Annotated in this window: 9 protein-coding genes, 1 tRNA gene and 1 other RNA gene; 7 read left to right on the plus strand and 4 right to left on the minus strand. The window is 67.1% G+C overall.

Annotation, left to right across the window (positions count from 1 at the left end; all coding sequences use genetic code 11):
* Positions 1 to 648: 648 nt before the first annotated feature.
* On the plus strand, positions 649 to 1,053 hold the full coding sequence (locus tag ACSDHM_RS03030; RefSeq protein WP_005415482.1) for a DUF6165 family protein: 405 nt from the start codon (positions 649 to 651) through the stop codon (positions 1,051 to 1,053).
* Between the two features lie 18 nt (positions 1,054 to 1,071).
* Here the strand turns inward: ACSDHM_RS03030 and ACSDHM_RS03035 are convergent, their stop codons facing one another.
* On the minus strand, positions 1,072 to 2,118 hold the full coding sequence (locus ACSDHM_RS03035; protein WP_088497821.1) for a glycosyltransferase family 9 protein: 1,047 nt from the start codon (positions 2,116 to 2,118) through the stop codon (positions 1,072 to 1,074).
* Between the two features lie 20 nt (positions 2,119 to 2,138).
* Here ACSDHM_RS03035 and ACSDHM_RS03040 point away from each other — a divergent pair, with 20 nt between their 5' ends.
* Together ACSDHM_RS03040 and ACSDHM_RS03045 are read left to right on the plus strand one after the other, a co-directional pair.
* Positions 2,139 to 2,888, plus strand: coding sequence for a 3-deoxy-D-manno-octulosonic acid kinase (locus tag ACSDHM_RS03040; RefSeq protein WP_072168257.1), 750 nt, complete (start codon positions 2,139 to 2,141; stop codon positions 2,886 to 2,888).
* Complete coding sequence (locus ACSDHM_RS03045) at positions 2,888 to 3,655, plus strand: MBL fold metallo-hydrolase (RefSeq protein WP_072168256.1); 768 nt, start codon at positions 2,888 to 2,890, stop codon at positions 3,653 to 3,655. Before ACSDHM_RS03040 ends, ACSDHM_RS03045 begins: the two co-directional genes overlap by 1 nt.
* Before the next feature lie 156 nt (positions 3,656 to 3,811).
* On the opposite strand, the gene ffs is transcribed toward ACSDHM_RS03045, so the two are convergent.
* An RNA gene (gene ffs / locus ACSDHM_RS03050) (signal recognition particle sRNA small type) lies at positions 3,812 to 3,902 on the minus strand.
* Between the two features lie 300 nt (positions 3,903 to 4,202).
* Here ffs and ACSDHM_RS03055 point away from each other — a divergent pair.
* Both ACSDHM_RS03055 and ACSDHM_RS03060 read left to right on the plus strand, forming a co-directional pair.
* Entirely contained in the window at positions 4,203 to 4,520 is a 318-nt protein-coding gene (locus ACSDHM_RS03055; protein WP_005415486.1) for a DMT family transporter, read from the plus strand.
* A 358-nt stretch (positions 4,521 to 4,878) separates the two neighbouring features.
* Positions 4,879 to 15,768, plus strand: a complete 10,890-nt coding sequence (locus ACSDHM_RS03060; RefSeq protein ID WP_439426646.1) for an autotransporter-associated beta strand repeat-containing protein — start codon at positions 4,879 to 4,881, stop codon at positions 15,766 to 15,768.
* A gap of 56 nt (positions 15,769 to 15,824) precedes the next feature.
* Here ACSDHM_RS03060 and ACSDHM_RS03065 read toward each other — a convergent pair whose 3' ends face one another.
* Positions 15,825 to 16,268: a GNAT family N-acetyltransferase gene (locus ACSDHM_RS03065; protein ID WP_072168253.1), complete on the minus strand. Its 444-nt coding sequence runs from the start codon at positions 16,266 to 16,268 to the stop codon at positions 15,825 to 15,827.
* 127 nt (positions 16,269 to 16,395) lie between these two features.
* On the opposite strand from ACSDHM_RS03065, the gene ACSDHM_RS03070 reads away from it, so the two are divergent.
* Complete coding sequence (locus ACSDHM_RS03070) at positions 16,396 to 16,806, plus strand: DUF3592 domain-containing protein (protein WP_269777698.1); 411 nt, start codon at positions 16,396 to 16,398, stop codon at positions 16,804 to 16,806.
* A gap of 140 nt (positions 16,807 to 16,946) precedes the next feature.
* Here ACSDHM_RS03070 and ACSDHM_RS03075 read toward each other — a convergent pair.
* Positions 16,947 to 17,039: transfer RNA gene (locus ACSDHM_RS03075), tRNA-Ser, on the minus strand.
* A gap of 161 nt (positions 17,040 to 17,200) precedes the next feature.
* Here ACSDHM_RS03075 and dnaX point away from each other — a divergent pair.
* Entirely contained in the window at positions 17,201 to 19,231 is a 2,031-nt protein-coding gene (dnaX, locus tag ACSDHM_RS03080; RefSeq protein ID WP_072168274.1) for a DNA polymerase III subunit gamma/tau, read from the plus strand.
* Positions 19,232 to 19,235: the final 4 nt, after the last annotated feature.

Genomic DNA, 19,235 nt, shown 5'->3' on the forward strand with positions numbered 1-19,235 from the left:
GCGCGTCGCCCCACACGTTGCTGTGCAACGCGTGGGCCCCTCCCTTTGCCGGCCTCTCCCCGCCCCTGTCGGGGCAGCCCCTCAACAGAGGGGCTTGTTTCACCAGATGCCTCCGTGAATCCACGCCATGGATGGATGCACATCGGGATTTGCGGCGCAGTGACCATGTCCTGATCCGGCGCGGAACACGACGCGCTTTGCGCGCGTCGCCCCACACGTTGCTGTGCAACGCGTGGGCCCCTCCCTTTGCGGGCCTCTCCCCGCCCCTGTCGGGGCAGCCCCTCAACAGAGGGGCTTGTTCCACCAGATGCCTCCGTGAATCCACGCCATGCGTGGATGCACATCGGGAATTGCGGCGTAGTGACCATGTCCTGATCTGGCGCGGGACACGACGCGCTTTGCGCGCGTCGCCCCACACGTTGCTGCGCAACGTGTGGGCCCCTCCCTTTGCTGGCCTCTCCCCGCCCCTGTCGGGGCAGCCCCTCAACAGAGGGGCTTGGTCCTCCAGATGCATCACGGGAGATCCGCGCGGTGCGTGGATGCTGTTCCTGCTGGCAGGCTCATCCACGCATGGCGTGGATCTACCCGGGATATCCGTGCGGACGCTGCGGGTTACCATGTACGCATCACCTGCTGGAGCTTTTCCCGATGACCGCTGAAATCCTCGTCCCCGTTTCCTTCGGCGAGCTGCTGGACAAGATCTCGATCCTGCAGATCAAGTCCGAGCGCATCAGCGACGAGGGCAAGCTGGCCAATGTGCGCAGGGAGCTGTCGGCGCTGGAGCAGACCTGGATGGCACACCCGGCCGCGGTGAAGGACATCGCCAAGCTGCGTGCCGAGCTGAAGGCGGTCAACGAGCAGCTCTGGGACATCGAGGACGACATCCGGCTGAAGGAGAAGGCGCAGGCGTTCGACCAGGGCTTCATCGACCTGGCGCGCAGCGTCTACCTGCGCAACGACGAGCGCGCGCGCATCAAGAAGGCGATCAACCTGGCGCTGGGTTCGGCGTACGTGGAAGAGAAGTCCTATCAGGATTACGCGCAGCGCACGTGATCCCGGGCAGTCCGCCGCTTACCCCAGGTGGTCGGCGACGTAGCGTTCGAAGGCGGCGATACCGTCTTCGACGGTGATCAATTCCATTACATCGTCGAATTCGATCTTGGTGCCCCACTTCAGATCGGTGGCCTGCTTGGCCAGGTACTTGCGCGCTGCGTCGTCGTAGCGGTCCACGCAGTAGCGGCGGTCCGAGTACGGGCCACTGCGGTTCGGGTTGCTGGCCGCATGCAGTCCCAGCACCTTGGTGCCCATTGCGTTGGCGATGTGCATCGGGCCCGAGTCCGGGGTCATCACCAGGTTGGCGCGGGCCAGTAGGGCGGGCAGCTGCTTGAGCGTGTCCTTGCCGACCAGGTCCAGTGCCGGCGTCTGCAGCTGCGCCTGGATCGCATCGGCCATGTGGCGCTCCAGTTCGCTGCGGCCACCGCACAGCACCACCCGCCAACCGCGCTGGACGGAATGGTTGGCCACCGCGGCGTAGCGGTCGGCGTACCAGTTGCGGCGCACGTGGCTGGAACAGGGTGAGATCATCAGCACCGGGCGGCCATCGTCCTGCCACTGCGCGGCGGCCCACTCGAAGGCGGACGGCGGCACGGCCAGATCCCAGCTGACTTCGGTCTGGCGCAGGCCCAGCGGCTCGCAGAAGCTGCCGATGGCATCCAGCACGTGGATGCCGGGGCGATCGGGAATACGCTCGTTGATGAAGAGCCCGTGCAGGTCCTTGGAGCGGCTGCGGTCGTATCCGATGCGGCGCTCGGCCGGAATGAAGGCCGACAGCAGGTTGGCGCGGAACGCGACCTGCATCTGCAACAGCGCTTCAAAGCGCCCCGGTGGCAGTTGCCTGCGCAGTTCCTTGACCCCGGCCATGCCGCTCTTCTTGTCGTAGGCATGGAAGGTGACGCCGGGCAGGCCGTCAAGCAGCTTGTGGCCAACCTTGTCGATGATCCAGTGGATCGGCGTGTCCGGGCGCGCAGCCTGCAGGGTGCGCACCAGGGGCACCACGTGGGTGACGTCGCCGAGTGCGGACAGGCGCAGGAGGCACAAGGAGGAGGACGCTGATGCCATGTGTTGTTAGACTCAATGAAATGGTCGCATTCGACGCCAATGAAGCGCTGACGCCATGCCGCGAGGGTCGCGGCATCGGGGCCATTCTGTTCGACCGCGAGCGGCTGCGGCAAGCCGATATTGGCCTGTTCTCGCCCCAGCACTGGGGCAGCAAGGCCCGCCCGGTGGGCGAGGGCGGCCGCGGCAGCGCCTGGTTCGTCGATGCGCCGTTCGGTGCCAGCGTGCTGCGCCACTACCTGCGCGGCGGCATGGCGGCCCGGATCAGCCTCGACCAATACCTCTGGCGCGGCTCGGACCGGACCCGCAGCTTCGCCGAATTCCGCTTGATGCGCGCGCTGCGCGAGAAGAAGTTGCCGGTGCCACGGCCGATCGCCGCGTTCTACATGCGCGAAGGCCTGCGCTACCGGGCCGCGATCCTGATGGAACGGATCGAGGGCGTGCGCTCGCTGGCCGACCGCGCACTGGTTGCGGGCCGCGGCGCGCCCTGGGAGGAGGCCGGGCGGCTGATCGCCCGTTTCCACCGTGCCGGCCTGGACCATGCCGACCTCAACGCGCACAACATCCTGTTCGATGGCAGTGGCCATGGCTGGCTGATCGATTTCGACCGTGGGGTGATCCGCATCCCGGCCACCGGCTGGCGCGAACGCAACCTCAAGCGGTTGCTGCGCTCGCTGGTCAAGCTGCGCGGCGAGCGCAGCGTGGAAGACGTGCAGAAGGACTACGCACGGCTGCGCCGTGCCTATGACATGGCCTGGAACCGGGGCACCTGATGGACTGGTCGTTGCGTTTCCTCGGCGTCGGCAACGCGTCGGCGGTCGAGCTGGGATCGCCGATGTCGGTGATCGAGCGCGGTGGTCGCCCGTGGCTGACCATCGATTGCGGCGGTGAAGGCCTCACCGCGTTCAAGGCGCACTACGGGCACATGCCGCAGGCGCTGTTCGTCACCCATGTGCACCTGGACCATGTGGCCGGCTTCGAGCGCCTGTTCGTGGACACTTTCTTCAATGCGAACCGGCGCGGCAAGGTGCGCCTGTACGTGCCTGCCACGGTGGTGCCGCTGCTGCACAAGCGCATTGGTGACTATCCGAACGTGCTGGCCGAGGGCGGTGCGAATTTCTGGGATGCCTTCCACCTGATCGTGGTGGGCGAGGCGTTCTGGCATGAGGGGGTGCGCCTGGAGGTGTTTCCGGTGCGCCATCACTGGCCGGAGACGGCCTATGGCCTGCGCCTGCAGGGCGCGCTGACCTGGAGCGGCGATACCCGGCCGATTCCGGAGATGCTGGCGCGCTACGCCAACGACAACGAACTGATCGCCCACGACTGCGGCCTGCACGGCAACCCGTCACACACGGGCGTGGACGACCTGGAGCGTGAGTACAGCATCGAACTGCAGGCGCGGATGATGCTCTACCACTACGCCAGCGTGGCCGATGGCCAGGCGCTGGCCGCGCGCGGGCACCGCGTGGCGCAGCCGGGGCAGTGCGTGCCGCTGGCCGACCCGACCGCGCCGCACGTACTGGTGCAGGATCCGCCGTGAGCAGGACCGGCCAGCCCGCCGATGCGGCGCTGGCCGCCGAACTGGAGGCGCTGGAGCGCGCGCGGTAGTAGCGCGGGGCCATGCCCGGCAAAGGGCGCCAACCAGGGTTGGCATCTACCAGAGGCGAGGGCGTCGCCGGAAAAGGCGGTGGCCCCGCCGGCTGGCCTCGGCGCCCGCGTCGATCGATACCGTTGCTGCCTTCCGGCCCTGGCGGGGTTTTCGACCTAGCGTCGCGAGGGGCCGACGGGGCCACCATAGAGACGTTGGCCGCCCGGTGGGCGGCCAGTTCACGGATCAGGGGAAGCAGCGCGCGATGCGCTGGAGACCACAGCCGGACCGCACATCGGATTACCGATGGCAGGCCCTCATTCTAGCGCAGGCCGGGCCATCGACGCCAGCTTCACGCACTGAACCGGCTGTAACCCGTTCCTGGCCACGGCGGCCGGGCGTGGCCCCCGTTGCTAGAATGCCGGCCAGGAGGAACGACCTCCCCCACATCGGGAATCAAAGACCAGGACGGCCTGGCCCTACCAAGAGGAGGGCCGTCATGGCCTGGATCTATCTATTGTTTGCCGGCCTGCTGGAAATCGTCTGGGCCGTATCCATGAAGCAGTCCGAAGGCTTCACCCGGCTCACCCCCACCGTGGTCACGATCATCGGCATGATCGCCAGCTTCTGGCTGCTGGCGGTGGCCATGCGCAGCCTGCCGCTGGGCACCGCCTATACGATCTGGACCGGCATCGGCGCGGTCGGCGCGTTCGTGGTCGGCATCGTGTTCCTGGGTGAGCAGGTCAGCCCGATGCGGATCGGTGCAGCGGTGCTGATTGTTTCCGGCCTGGTGCTGATGAAACTCTCCAGTAGCTGAATTATTTACTCATGGCGGGGATGGATTCCCCGCCACATACAGCGATATGCATTTTCGGCAAAACCATTCTGTTGGCCCCTTTTATTTGACGTGCGTCATGAAAATAACGCGCGCGATTCACATGCCGCTGGCACCGCCGGTCGCACAGTGCCGCCATTCGTCGGGCGAAATCGGGGAGTTTTCGCCTTGAGGGACACGCTGACGTACCTGTCCCTGGGTGCGATCAGGTGAAGATGTGAAGATTTTCAGGAGTTAATGCCTTCAGGCCTTGTTCCCGTATCGGGAGCAGGGGTGGTCCGCATTGTCTCCAAAAAAACCTGCCAGCTGTGCCATCCGGTCTTTTCATGGAGATTTACCGATGAACCGCATTTACCGTCTGGTTTTCAATCGTGCCCTTGGGGTAATGCAGGTTGCTTCGGAGGTCGCCCTGAATCCCGGGGGGAGCGCGGTCAGCGCAGGGCGGATACCGCGATTGCGGACGCACCAGCTGGCGGCGGCATTGGCCGCCACACTGGCCAGTGGATCGGCATTCGCGGCGTGTACGGGTACCACGACCGTAAACTGCGACAGCACCACCACCATCAACAATTACTCCAACGCGACCAACGGCCTCACGCTGAACATCGCTGCGGGTGCATTGCTGCGTACGCCGCCGATCGTAGGTGGAGGCAACGCAGCAACGCTGACCGGCGACAACGTGACGGTCAACAACAATGGCACGATCGATCCGAGCTCGATCGTCCTTGCCTCGCCCGGCCTGGTCATCGGCAATGGTTCCGCCAACAACAGCGCGATCGTCGTCAACAACAACGCCAGTGGACAGATCAAGGGTGTCGTCAACATCGCAACGCTGCTGGGCTTCGGTGGACAGGCGCTGGTGGCACAGAACGTCAACGGCACCACCACCATCAACAACGCCGGCCTGATCAGCACGTCGTTGATCGGCGCAGGCAGCGTTTCCGACGCGACCACGGTGGTGACCTACGGTGGTGCGGCAGCCAATGTGACCAACACCGGCACCATCGACGGGCGTGTCGGCCTGGGCGCTTCTGGCGGTAATACGTTCCTCAATGCAGGGGCGGTCAGTGGCAGCGTTCACCTGGGTGATTCAACCGGCGGCAATACCTTCACCGCAGTGTCGGGTTCCAGCGTTGTGGCCGGCGGTGGCACCGCCCTTGCCGGCGTGATTACGGGTGTTACCGGGGTGAAGGTTGCGGCAGCGGGAACGGTCGACGCGGGTACCGGCAGCGGTGCGGGCAACAACGCGCTGGTGCTGCAGAACAGTTCCGCCGGTCCCGGGTCAGGCACCGGCGGAGCGGTGACCACACTGGGCTGGAACCAGTACCTCAACTTCCAGAAGCTCACCGTCAACAGCGGTACCTGGAACCTGCAGGGCGCATGGGGCGCATCCGGCCCGACGACGCTCAATGATGGCCTGGTCAATTTCAACAATGCCGGCTCATTCGGCACAGGGCTGTTCACGGCCAACGGCGGTGCCATCGCATCCTCCACGGCCGGTCTGAATCTGGCCAATGCGTTCAACCTCGGCGGCAATCTATCCCTGGCCGGGACCAATGCGTTCGGCTTGAATGGCGTGCTTTCAGGCGCTGGTGGGCTGACGGTGAACAACACCGGCATTGTTACTCTCGGCGGCGCAAACCTGTTCTCCGGGGGCGTCAACCTCAATGCCGGCGGCCTGCTGCTGGGCAATGCCGGTGCACTCGGCAGCGGCAACCTGACCGTCGGTGGCAGCGCCTCGCTGGATACGACGGCGGGCTTCACCCTGGGCAACAACCTGGTGGTCAGTGGCGGGGGCTCGCTGAACCTGCTGGGCAGCAATGCGCTGACATTGAGTGGCTCGATATCCGGTGCCGGCAACGTGACCAAGAACGGTGCCGGCACGCTGACCTTGAACGGTGCCAATTCGCTGAGCGGCAGCTTCAACCTGGCCGGGGGCGCGTTGGCGCTGGGCGCGGGCGGCAGCCTGTCGCCCACCGGCGCGATCACGCTGGGCGTCGGCACCAGCCTGGATCTTTCGGCGGCGGCCGACCAGACCATCGGCTCGCTGGCCGGGCTTGGCGGTTCGGTCAACCTCGGCAGTCACACCCTGACCCTGGGCGGGCTGGGCAATACCAGCTACAGCGGCACGTTCGCCGCAGGCACCGGCGGCCTGATCAAGCTCGGCACCGGTGTGCAGACCCTGTCGGGCGTCAACAGCCTCACGGGCGGTGTTGCGCTCAACGCCGGTGGCTTGTTGCTGGGCAATGCCGCCGCGCTGGGCAGCGGTACGCTCTCTGTCGGCGGCAACACCACCTTCGACGGCACCACGGCGCTGGCGCTGACCAATGCTGTCAGCCTCGGATCGGGTGCCAGCCTGAATCTGCTTGGCGGGCAGGCGCTCACTTTCAACGGGGTGATCAGCGGCGCTGGCGGCCTGATCAAGGATGGTGCATCGTCGCTGACCCTCAACGGCGCCAATACGTTCGGCGGTGGTCTGGCACTCAACGCGGGCAGCCTGGTGCTGGGCAACGGCGGTGCACTGGGAACCGGGGCACTGAACGTCGGCGGCGCGGTATCGCTCGACGCCAGCGCCGGGCTCGCCGTGGGCAATGGCATCACGCTTGGCGCCGGTGGTTCGCTCAATGTGCTGGGCTCGAATGCGCTGACGCTGGGGGGTGTCATTGGTGGGGGCGGCAGCCTGGTCAAGAACGGCGCTGCCACGCTGACGTTGGGCGGCGCGAACACGTTCACTGGTGGACTGGCGGTAAATGCCGGAACGGTGGCATTGGCCAGTGGTGGCAGCCTGGCGGCGACCGGCGCGGTCAGCCTGGCCGGCGCTGGCAGTGCACTGGATATCTCGCTGGGTGGCAACCAGACCATCGGTGCATTGTCCGGTGTGGCGGGCAGCACCCTGGCGCTGGGCAGCAGCACGCTCACCTTCGGTGATGCCACCAACCAGACCTTCGCCGGCGTGATCGGCGGCACCGGTGGGCTGATCAAGCAGGGTACCGGCGTGCAGACGCTGACCGGTGCCAATACCTTCAGCGGTGGGGTGAATCTTGCGGCCGGTGGCCTGGTGCTGGGCAACGCCGGTGCGCTGGGAAGCGGTGCGCTGACGGTCAGTGGCAACGGCTCGCTGGACGCCACTGCGGCGCTGAACCTGGGCAATGCGATCAACCTCGGCGCGGCCCTGACCCTGCCGGGCAGCCAGGACCTGACCCTGGGCGGCAATATCACTGGCACCGGCAGCCTGGTCAAGAATGGCGCGTCGACACTGACCTTGAACGGCACCAACACTTTCAGCGGTGGACTGAACGCAAACGCCGGCAGCCTGCTGCTGGGCAACAGCGGCGCGCTCGGTACTGGAGTACTGGGCATCGGCGGCAACGTCACGCTCGATGGCAGCGCCCCGTTGAGCCTGACCAACAATGTTGACCTGGGCGCGGGTGCGGCGCTGTCGTTGCCGGGCTCGCAGGCGATCACGCTGGGTGGCGTGGTGTCCGGTACCGGCAGGCTGGTGAAGAACGGTGCCAGCACGTTGACCCTCAACGGCGCCAACAGCTTCGGCGGTGGGCTCACCGTCAACGGCGGCGGTGTGTTCCTGGGGAACGCCGGCGCACTGGGCACCGGTGCACTGTCGGTGGGCGCCACTGCCACGCTGGACAGTTCAGCAGCGCTGAACCTCGCCAACAACGTCAACCTCGGGGCAGGCGCGGCGCTGGATCTGCTGGGCAGCCAGGACGTGTCACTGGGCGGTCTCATCAGTGGCACTGGCAGCCTGGTCAAGAATGGTACGGCCACGCTGGCGTTGAATGGAGCCAACACCTTCAGCGGGGGTGTCGGCCTCAACGCGGGCCTGCTGCAGCTGGGCAATGCGCAGGCACTGGGTACCGGCCAGCTGGACGTGGGCGGTAACGCTTCGCTGGATGCAACGTCTGCACTCACCGTAGGCAACCTCATCGGCCTGGCCGCCGGTGCGAATCTCTCCGTGCTGGGCGGCAATGACCTGACGCTCACCGGTCCGGTATTCGGTGCCGGTGGGCTGATCAAGGACGGCGCGGCCCGCCTCACTCTGTCCGGCGCCAACCTCTACACCGGTGGCACCACCATCAACGCCGGCACGCTGGCGCTGGGGGCGGGCGGCAGTCTTGCCGCGGCCGGCGCGGTGGATCTTGCGGGTGCCGGTGCGACGCTGGACATCTCCGCAGCCGGTGCGGCGCAGACCATCGGCGCGCTGAACGGCGTGGCAGGCAGCCAGCTGGTGCTGGGCGCGCAGTCGTTGACCTTTGGCGGCGCCAGCAGTGGCAGCTTTGCCGGCGTGATCGATGGTACCGGCGGTCTGATCAAGGCAGGCGCGGGCGTACAGACGCTGTCCGGTGCCAATACTTTCAGTGGTGGCCTTGCACTCAACGACGGTGGCCTGATTCTCGGCAACGCCAGCGCACTCGGTACCGGTGCACTGGGCATTGGTGGCACGACCACGCTGGACAGCACCGTGGCGCTGAACCTGGCCAACGCAGTGAACTTCGGTGCCGGTACGCAGCTGACGCTGGGTGGCAGCAACGATCTCACCCTCGGTGGCGTGGTGGCCGGCAATGGCAGCCTGATCAAGAACGGTGCGGGCCTGCTGACCCTCAACAACACCAATACCTTCGATGGCGGCCTGACCTTGAACGGCGGTGGCCTGGTGGTCGGTGCGAATGGTGCGCTCGGTACCGGCGCGCTGGCGGTGAATGCCAGCACCACGCTGGACGCGGGCGCGGCAGTGACACTCGGCAATGCGGTCACGCTGGGCTCGGGCGTCGTACTGACGTTGCCGGGCAGCAATGCGCTGACGCTGTCGGGCGTGGTCGGCGGCAATGGCAGCCTGGTCAAGAATGGTGCCACCACGCTTACGCTGTCCGGTGCCAACACCTACAGCGGCGGTACCACCATCAATGCCGGCACGTTGGCGCTGGGCGCGGGCGGCAGCCTTGCTGCAGCGGGTGATGTCACGTTGGGTGCAGGCGCTGGCTTTGATATTTCCGGTGCCGGCAGCAGCCAGACCATCGGCGCGCTCAACGGTGCGGGTGGCAGCACCCTGGCGTTGGGCGGCAATTCGCTCACCTTCGGTACGGCCGGCAACGCCGCGTTCGATGGCGTGATCAGTGGCGGCGGCGGTCTGATCAAGGCAGGCGCGGGCGTACAGACGCTGTCCGGTGCCAACACGTTTGGCGGCGGCGTAACGCTCAACGCGGGCGGACTGGTGCTTGGCAATGATTCGGCGTTGGGCACCGGCGCATTGACCGTTGGTGGTGCCGCCACGCTGGATACCACCGGCCTGGCAACGCTGGCCAACAACATCGCGCTCAACGCCGGGCTGACCGTGCTCGGGACCAATGCACTGACGCTCAACGGCGTCCTGTCCGGGGCCGGCAGCCTCACCAAGAATGGCAGCGCGACGCTGACCTTGAACGGCGCCAACACCTATACCGGTGGCACCAACATCAATGCCGGCACGCTGGCGCTGGGGGCCGGTGCCAGCCTGGCGGCGAGCGGTACCGTGAACCTCGCCACGGGTGCCACGCTGGATCTGTCTGCCGGCAGCGGCACGCAGCAGTTCGGCACGCTGGTCGGCAATGGTACGGTGAACCTCGGTGCCAACTCGCTCGAGGTCGGCGGCGCCACCGATGGCACCTTCAGTGGCTCGATCGCAGGCACCGGTGGCCTGACCAAGGTGGGCGCGGGCATCGAAACGCTGACCGGTGCCAACACCTACACCGGCGGCACCTTCATCAACGCTGGCACGCTGGCGATTGGTCCGGGCGGCAGCCTGGCCGCGACCGGCGCGGTGACGCTGAGCGCTGCGGGCACCGGCTTCGACATCTCCACCGCAGGTGCCAACCAGACCATCGGATCGTTGAACGGCGTGGCCGGCTCGACGGTGAGCCTGGGGGCACAGACGCTGATACTCGGTGGTGTGGGCAACAGCCTCTTCGATGGCGCGATTTCCGGCACCGGTGGCCTGGTCAAGAATGGCGCCGGCATCCTCACGCTGGGTGGCGCCAATCTGTTCAGTGGTGGCGTTGCACTGAATGGCGGTGGCCTGGTGGTCGGCAACAGCGCTGCGCTCGGCAGCGGCGCGTTGACGGTCGGAAGCAACGCAACGCTGGATGCAACGACCGGCGTCAGCCTTGCCAACAACATCGGGCTGGCAGCGGGTGCCAGCCTCGATCTGCTCGGCAGCCAGGCGCTGACGCTGGGGGGCGTGATTTCCGGCACGGGCGGACTGATCAAGGACGGTGCGGCCACCGTAACCCTGAGCGGTGCCAACACCTACACCGGGGGGACCACCATCAACAGCGGCACACTGGCAATCGGTGCCGGTGGCAGCCTCGCCGCAACCGGTGCGGTGAACCTGGCCGGTGCGGGCACGCTCGACATCTCCGCGGGTAACCAGGCCATCGGTTCGCTGGCCGGCGTTGCAGGCAGCACGGTGGCGCTGGGCGGCAGCACACTGACCCTGGGCGGCACCGTGGACAGCACCTTCAGCGGTGTGATCGGCGGCAGTGGCGGCCTGATCAAGAACGGTGCGGGCGTGCAGACGCTCAATGGCGCCAACACTTTCAGCGGTGGCGTGGCGCTCAACGCCGGTGGCCTGGTGGTCGGCAACAATGCTGCGCTGGGCACCGGTACGGTGACGGTCGGAGGCGCTGCGACGCTCGATTCGAACACTGCGGTCATCCTCGGCAACAACTTCATCCTCAGCAACGCGTTGACCGTCCTGGGCAGCAACAACCTCACCCTCAACGGCAACCTGAGTGGTACCGGCAGCCTGACCAAGGAGGGTGCCGCGACGCTGACCTTGAACGGCACCAACACCTATACCGGCGGCACCAACATCAACGCTGGTACGCTGGCACTAGGTGCGGGCGCGAGCCTGTACGCCAGTGGCATCGTCAACCTGGCCTCGGGGGCGACCTTCGATCTGTCGGCAGGCAGCGGCACGCAGCAGTTCGGTACCCTGATCGGCAACGGCACGGTGAATCTGGGCGCCAACACGCTGACGATCGGAGACGCCACCAATGGCACGTTCAGTGGTTCGGTGGCCGGCTCCGGTGGGCTGATCAAGGAAGGCTCCGGTACCCAGACGTTGACCGGCACCAACACCTTCACCGGTGGCACCACCATCAACGCCGGCACGCTGGCGATCGGCGCCGGTGGCAGCCTCGCTGCGACGGGTGCGGTGAACCTGGCCAAAGCCGGTACCACCTTCGACATCAGTGCGGGGGGCGCGCAGGCGATCGGTTCGCTGGCAGGCGTGGCAGGCTCTTCAGTGGCGTTGGGTGGCAGCACGCTGACCCTCAATGGCGTGGGCAATACCACGTTCGCCGGCACCATCGGAGGTGCAGGGGGGCTGGTAAAGAACGGCGCAGGCATCCAGGGCTTGACTGGCGTCAACGTCTTCACGGGCGGCGTGACCCTCAATGCCGGTGGCCTGCTACTGGGCAACGACGGTTCGCTGGGAACCGGTGCGCTGACCGTAGGCGGCAACGCCAGCCTGGATGGCACCAGCGCGCTGACGCTGGCCAACACCGTGCAGCTGGCCAGCGGCACGCTGACTCTGGGCGGCAGCAACGCACTGACCTTGAACGGCCCGATCAGTGGTGCCGGTGGCCTGCTGAAGGATGGCGCGGCGACAGTCACCCTGGGCGGTGCCAGCAGCTATACCGGCACCACCACCATCAACAGCGGCACGCTGGCAGTTGCGGCCGGCGGCAGCCTGTCCGGTGCCAGCACGGTCAACCTGGCCGGTGCCGGTACGCTGGATATCAGCGCCGGTGGCAGCCAGAGCATCGGAGGCCTCGCTGGCGTGACCGGTTCCAGCGTGGTGCTGGGCGGTGCAACCCTGACCACCGGCGGCAACAACGGCAGCACGACCTTCGCCGGCGTGCTCAGTGGTACCGGCGGCCTGGTGCAGAGCGGTACCGGCACGCTGACCCTGAGTGGCGACAACACCTATACCGGAGGCACCACCATCAACGGTGGCAGTACGCTGCAGATCGGCAACGGCGGCAGCACCGGTTCGGTGCTGGGCGACATCACCAACAACGGCAGCCTGGTCTACAACCTGGGTACGACGGCCACCGTGGGCGCGGTGGTCAGCGGCAGCGGCGGCTTGACCCAGGCCGGCAGTGGCACGCTGGTGCTGACCGGCAACAACAGCTACACCGGTGGAACCACGATCAATGCCGGTGGCACATTGCAGATCGGCAACGGCGGTGCGACCGGCGCGATCGTCGGCGACATCACCAACAACGGTGCGCTGGTATCCAACGTGGCCGGCAACACCACGCTCGGTGGCACCATCAGCGGCAGTGGCGGCCTGACCCAGGCCGGCAGCGGCACGCTGACCCTGACCGGCAACAACACCTATACCGGCGGCACCACCATCAGTGCCGGCGGCACGCTGCAGGTGGGCAATGGCGGTGCGACCGGCGCGATCACCGGCAACGTTGCCAACAACGGCAGCCTGGTGTTCGACGTTGCGGGCAACACCACGGTCGGCGGTGCGATCAGCGGCAGTGGTGGCCTGACCCAGGCGGGCAGCGGTGTGCTGACCCTGGTGGGCAACAACACCTACACCGGTGGGACCACCATCAATACCGGCGGCACGCTGCAGGTGGGCAACGGCGGCGCGACCGGCGCCATCGCTGGCGACATCACCAACAATGGCGCGTTGATTTCCAACGTGGCCGGCAACACCGCGCTGGGCGGCACCCTCAGTGGCAGCGGCGGCCTGATCCAGGCCGGCAGCGGTACGCTGCTGCTGACCGGGACCAACACCTATACCGGCGGCACGACCATCAACGCCGGCAGTACGCTGCAGCTGGGCAATGGCGGGGCAACGGGCTCAATCGTCGGTGATGTCACCAACAACGGCACGCTGGTGTCCAGCGTGGCGGGCAATACCACGCTGGGCGGCACCATCAGCGGCAGTGGCGGCCTCACCCAGGCCGGCAGCGGTACGCTGACCTTGACCGGCAACAACACCTATACCGGCCCGACCACGATCAACGCGGGTGGCACGCTGCAGGTAGGCAATGGCGGTGCGACCGGTGCCATCGGCGGCAGCGTCACCAACAACGGCAGCCTGGTGTTCAACGTGGGCGGCACCACCACCGTCGGCGGTGCCATCAGTGGTAGCGGTGGTCTGACCCAGGCGGGCACCGGTACCGTGATCCTGGCCGGCAACAACACCTATACCGGCGGCACCACCATCAACACCGGCGGCACACTGCAGGTCGGCAATGGCGGCGCCAGCGGTGCGATCACCGGTAATGTCAGCAACAACGGCAGCCTGGTGTTCAACGTCGGCGGCAACACCACGGTGGGCGGTACCATCAGCGGCAGTGGCGGCCTGACCCAGGCCGGTACCGGCACCGTGACCCTGACCGGCAACAACACCTATACCGGCGGCACCACCATCAACGCTGGCGGCACCGTGCAGGTCGGCAATGGTGGGGCCAGTGGCTCGATCACCGGCAACATCACCAACAACGGCGGCCTGGTCATCAACACTGGTGGCACCACCACGCTTGGCGGCAGCATCACCGGCGGCGGCAGCATCGTGCAGGCCGGCCCGGGCACGCTGAATCTGGGCGGCAACAGTGGTGGCTTCAGCGGCACCGGCCAGGTCACCGGCGGCGGTTTGAATGTCACCGGCACGATCGGCGGCCAGTGGACCATCGGCAGTGGTACGACCCTGTCCGGCACCGGCACCATCGGTGGTACCGGCGGTGGCGTGACGGTGTCCAGCGGCGGCGTGCTGTCGCCGGGCAATGGCGCGGGCAATGGCAGTGGTGCAGGCAATGGCACCGGCACGATCACGGTGGGCGGCAATCTGAACCTGTCACCGGGCAGCACGCTGGGCATCGACCTGGGCGCCACCGGCAGCGACACGGTGCAGGTGGGCGGCAGCGCGAATGTGGGCGGCAGCACCGTGCGGGTGAATACCATTTCGCCGAGCACCAGCTACCAGCAGGGCCAGCAGTACACGGTGGTCAATGCGGGCGGTGGCGTGAGTGGGCAGTTCGCCTCGGCAACCTCGCCGTCGGCCTTCCTGACCATCACCCCGGTCTACACCGCCAACACGGCCAACCTGCAGATCGACGTGGCACAGACCGCAGCGTTCACCACCGTGACCAACACGCGCAACCAGTACAACACCGCCGCGGCGCTGGACAGCCTGCCGCAGAGTGGCGCGGCTCTGGGCCTGTACAACACGGTGCTGATGTATGACGCCGGCACTGCGCGCAGCGCATTCGAACAGCTCTCCGGTGAAGTGCACGCGGCCAGCCGCGCGGTGCTGCTGTACGACAACTACCTGGAAGAAGGCATCCGCCAGCGACTCGGCAGCGAGTTGCCGACCGTGCGTGGCGAGCGCGCTTCGGCCTGGTTGGCCGGCAGCGGCAAGGTGTTCAGGCAGGACGGCGACGGCAATGGCGATGAGATCCGCGCCAATCGCAATGCGTTGATGGCCGGTGTCGACTGGCAGCTGGGCGAGCATGTGGTGCTGGGTGCAGCGGCCGGCAATGAGCGGCTGGATACGCGGCTGTATGATCGCAGCTCGCGGGCCCGCCTGCGTGGCCACACGTTCGGCCTGTATGCACAGGGACAGTGGAACAACGGCTTCGCGGTGGGGGGCAGCGTGTCGCGCGGTGACTACCGGACGCGCACCACGCGTGAAGTGCCGTTGTTGGGCCAGACCCTGTACAGCCGCCAGGATTCGGATGTGACCATCGCCCAGGTGGAAGGCAGCTGGACATGGACCCATGGCAGGACCCAGCTGCAGCCCTATGTGCAGTTCACCAAGCACTGGGTCGACAGCGATCGTGCGGTGGAGCAGGGCGGCAGCGCGGCACTGGTGCTGGAAGGCGGCAAGGACACGCTCAATGTCAGCACCGTGGGCGTGCGTGGGCGTTGGGACGTGGGCAGCGGCGAGCGCTTCCCGGCGCAGCTCACGGTCGGCCTGGGCTGGCAGCACGCCTCGGGTGACACCGATGTGGCCAGCCGCAACCGCTTCGCGGTGGGCGGCGACGCCTTCGATGTCTACAGCGCGGTGATGGCACGCAATGCCCTGGTCAGCCAGGTGGGTGTGGCGGTCGGCCTCGGCCGCAACAGCCAGCTGTCGATGTTCGTGCAGGGCCAGCATGGCGATGGCCGCCGCGATGTCGGCGGGCAGATCAACCTGCGCGTCGGGTTCTGAGGGAGCAGGCGGGCGGTAGAACCACGCCCTGCGCGGATGGCACCGGGGCGGGAGCGCTAGAGCTCCCGCTCCATTTCAACGGCGTCGATCCCGGCGCCATGCCCATCGGGCACGATGCGCGCCACCTGGAAACCCAGGCCGGCATAGAAGCCCTGGGTGTGCTGGCTGGTGCTGAGCGCGATGCGCTTGATCGAGGGATCCGCTTCGGCCTGGCGCAGGCGCGCGAGTGCCAGTGTGCGGCCCAGCCCCTGGCGGTGCAGCGCGCGCTGCACCATGCCCCAGCAGAAGCCGGCGCTGCCGTCGCCACGGCGCGAGAGGCCACCACAGGCGACGACGTTTCCATCGCGCTCGATCACCTGGAATGCACAGCCCGTGGCCTGCTCGCGCAGGAAGCGTTCGAAGTCGCTGCGCTCTTCGGGCGCGAAGTAGGTGGGTACGTTGCTGTCGAAGATCGACAGGCAGGCGCGTGCGTCGGCGGGTTGGTAGACACGAAGGCTCATGCAGCCACCATAGCGTGCGGAGGGGGCTGGGTGGCCTCTGGGTTATGCTGTCGGGCAACGGGAGTGACCGCGCGGCAGGATCCGCCGGCCCCATTCGTCTTCCCGCCTGCAACGGAGCTGCCCAGCGATGCCCGACCCTTCTTTTTTCCGGACTGCCCAGCTGATGCGCGGTCTGCTGTTTGGCGTGGTGGGTCTGTTGATCCTTGCCGTGGCCGCCTTCGAGGTTACACATCGTCTTGAGTTCCTGGAGGTCGCGCAGGCCGTTGATGGCCAGGTTGAGCGCCTGAACGCCGGCGGATCGCATCCGCAGGTCGCGTTCACCACCGCGACCGGCCAACGCGTCTCGTACCCGCAGGGCGGCATGATCTTCGGCTATGAGCCTGGGCAGCCGGTACGCGTGCTTTACGACCCGGCGCAACCGCGGCTGGAGCCGGTCCTGGATACGTTCGGTGCGCTGTGGGGAATGACGGTCGTGTGGGTGCTGCTGGGGCTGGCGTTCGTCGGCGCCTGCGTGCGGAGACTGCTCCGGCGCAGATGACCTGCGGCGGATCGCGCGCCGTCGGCGGGCGGGCCGTTGGACCGGCCACGACGGCAAGACCTGTTCAGTCCGGTAGTAGCTGCGGCGATTCCCGCCAGCCAAATAAAAAAGCCGCCCACTGGGCGGCTTCTTCATTTATCTGGCGGAGAGAGGGGGATTCGAACCCCCGAAGCGCGGTTTAGACGCTTACACACTTTCCAGGCGTGCTCCTTCAACCACTCGGACACCTCTCCGGATCCCTGTCATCGGCAAACGCCTCAGCAGGGGCGCAGATTCTAGCGGGCGGCGCGGCCGGACACAAGCGCCCAGATCAGGGACGCATCCGGGGGCATTGTTGGCGAAGGGGCTGGACAGGCATGGCACAATGGAACTTCCGATGGAAAACGGTGGCCTGATGTCCTATCTCGTCCTTGCCCGCAAGTGGCGTCCGAAGCGTTTTGCCGAGCTGGTGGGCCAGGAGCATGTGGTCCGTGCGCTCAGCAATGCGCTGGACAGCGGCCGGGTCCACCACGCGTTCCTGTTCACCGGTACCCGTGGCGTGGGCAAGACCACCATCGCGCGCATCTTCGCCAAGTCGCTCAACTGCGAGCAGGGCACCAGTGCCGACCCGTGCGGCCAGTGCGCCGCCTGCCTGGACATCGACGCCGGTCGCTACATCGACCTGCTGGAAATCGACGCCGCGTCCAACACCGGCGTGGACGACGTGCGCGAGGTGATCGAGAACGCGCAGTACATGCCTTCGCGCGGCAAGTACAAGGTCTACCTGATCGACGAAGTGCACATGCTGTCCAAGGCGGCGTTCAACGCACTGCTGAAGACGCTGGAAGAGCCGCCGGAGCACGTGAAGTTCCTGCTGGCCACCACCGATCCGCAGAAGCTGCCGGTCACCGTGCTCAGCCGCTGCCTGCAGTTCAATCTCAAGCGCCTGGACGAAGACCAGATCCAGGGCCAGATGACCCGCATCCTGGCGGCGGAAGAGATCGAGGCCGACGGCAGCGCCATCGTGCAGTTGGCCAAGGCCGCTGACGGCAGCCTGCGTGACGGCCTGTCACTGCTGGACCAGGCGATCGCCTATGCCGGCGGCGCGCTGCGCGAGGATGTGGTGCGCACCATGCTGGGCACTGTGGATCGCACCCAGGTGGCAGCGATGCTCGATGCGCTGGCCGAGGGCGATGGCCCGCGCCTGCTGCAGGTGGTGGCCGCGTTGGCCGAATTCTCGCCGGACTGGAGTGGCGTGCTGGAAGCGCTGGCCGAAGGCCTGCATCGCATCCAGGTGCAGCAGCTGGTGCCGGGCGCCGCCGTGGCGGAAGGCCTGGATGTGGCGGCATTCGCCGAGCGCCTGCGCCCGGAAGTGGTGCAGCTCTGGTACCAGATGGCCTTGAATGGCCGTCGCGACCTGCCACTGGCACCGAGCCCGCGCGCGGGCTTTGAAATGGCGGTGCTGCGCATGCTGGCGTTCCGTCCGGCCGCAGCGGTACCGCCGGTGCCGAAGGCCGTCGACGGTGCGGTGGGAGGCACGCCGGGTGGCAACGCTGCCGGTGGTGGCGCCCATGCCGGAAGCCATGAAGCGACGCCGGCTGCTGCCGTCGCTTCGGCCAGCCCGGCCGTGGCGGCGCAGGTGGCCGCTCCGGCGGCTGCACCGCGCGAACCTGAACCCGAACCCGAGCCGGCCCCGCAACCGGAGCCGGATCCGACGCCTGAACCCGAGCCGGTTCCGGTGGAAGAGCCCGTGTCACCGCCGCCGGTGAAGGCCGAGGCGCTGGCGCCTGCCATCGCTGCAGAGGCAAGCGATGACCTGCCGCCGTGGGCCACCGACGAAGCCGAGGCGCGGGATGGGGCTCTGGCGGCCGAGATGGCCGGCCCGGATGCCGCCATGGTCGCGCCCTGGCATGAACCGCCGGCTCCCGCCGCGGATCTAGGCGAGCCTGCGCCGCCGGAGCGTTCGTTCCGCGCCGAAGGTATTGCCATTGCGCCGGCCGAATCGGCTCCGGCGCGTGAGGCCGCACCGCAGGAAGGTGTCAGCGAGCTGGCCACTGCCGAAGACTGGCTGGACCTGGTCGCCAACAGCGGTCTCAGCGGCCCCTCGCGGCAGCTGGCTGCCAACGCCGCCTTCATCAGCTGCCAGCACGGGACCTTGAAACTGGGCCTTTCGCCCGGATTTGAGTACCTGCGCTCGGAGCGCGCGCTGGCTGCCCTGGGCGAGATGCTGGAGAAGGCCCTTGGCCAGGCGCCGAAGATCGTGGTCGAGACCGTGGAAACCGAACACGTTCCGGCCGAGACCCTGCATCAGCGTGCCGACCGCCAGCGTGGCGAGCGGCAGCGGGTGGCAGAGGCCGTTTTCATGGACGACCCGGAAGTGCAGGTGCTGATCCAACAGCACGGTGCCCGGGTTGTTTCCGATTCCATCCGTTCTTTTGACGAGTAAGACA

The organism is Stenotrophomonas sp. T8, assembly GCF_051853085.1.
In the GTDB taxonomy this organism is placed as follows: domain Bacteria; phylum Pseudomonadota; class Gammaproteobacteria; order Xanthomonadales; family Xanthomonadaceae; genus Stenotrophomonas; species Stenotrophomonas sepilia.

What these genes read in the sequence shown, in the direction of transcription:
- ACSDHM_RS03030 (WP_005415482.1), top strand. Translation starts at nt 649, where the DNA reads ATGACCGCTGAAATCCTCGTCCCCGTTTCCTTCGGCGAGCTGCTGGAC.
- ACSDHM_RS03035 (WP_088497821.1), bottom strand. Translation starts at nt 2,118, where the DNA reads ATGGCATCAGCGTCCTCCTCCTTGTGCCTCCTGCGCCTGTCCGCACTC.
- ACSDHM_RS03040 (WP_072168257.1), top strand. Translation starts at nt 2,139, where the DNA reads ATGGTCGCATTCGACGCCAATGAAGCGCTGACGCCATGCCGCGAGGGT.
- ACSDHM_RS03045 (WP_072168256.1), top strand. Translation starts at nt 2,888, where the DNA reads ATGGACTGGTCGTTGCGTTTCCTCGGCGTCGGCAACGCGTCGGCGGTC.
- ACSDHM_RS03055 (WP_005415486.1), top strand. Translation starts at nt 4,203, where the DNA reads ATGGCCTGGATCTATCTATTGTTTGCCGGCCTGCTGGAAATCGTCTGG.
- ACSDHM_RS03060 (WP_439426646.1), top strand. Translation starts at nt 4,879, where the DNA reads ATGAACCGCATTTACCGTCTGGTTTTCAATCGTGCCCTTGGGGTAATG.
- ACSDHM_RS03065 (WP_072168253.1), bottom strand. Translation starts at nt 16,268, where the DNA reads ATGAGCCTTCGTGTCTACCAACCCGCCGACGCACGCGCCTGCCTGTCG.
- ACSDHM_RS03070 (WP_269777698.1), top strand. Translation starts at nt 16,396, where the DNA reads ATGCCCGACCCTTCTTTTTTCCGGACTGCCCAGCTGATGCGCGGTCTG.
- dnaX (WP_072168274.1), top strand. Translation starts at nt 17,201, where the DNA reads ATGTCCTATCTCGTCCTTGCCCGCAAGTGGCGTCCGAAGCGTTTTGCC.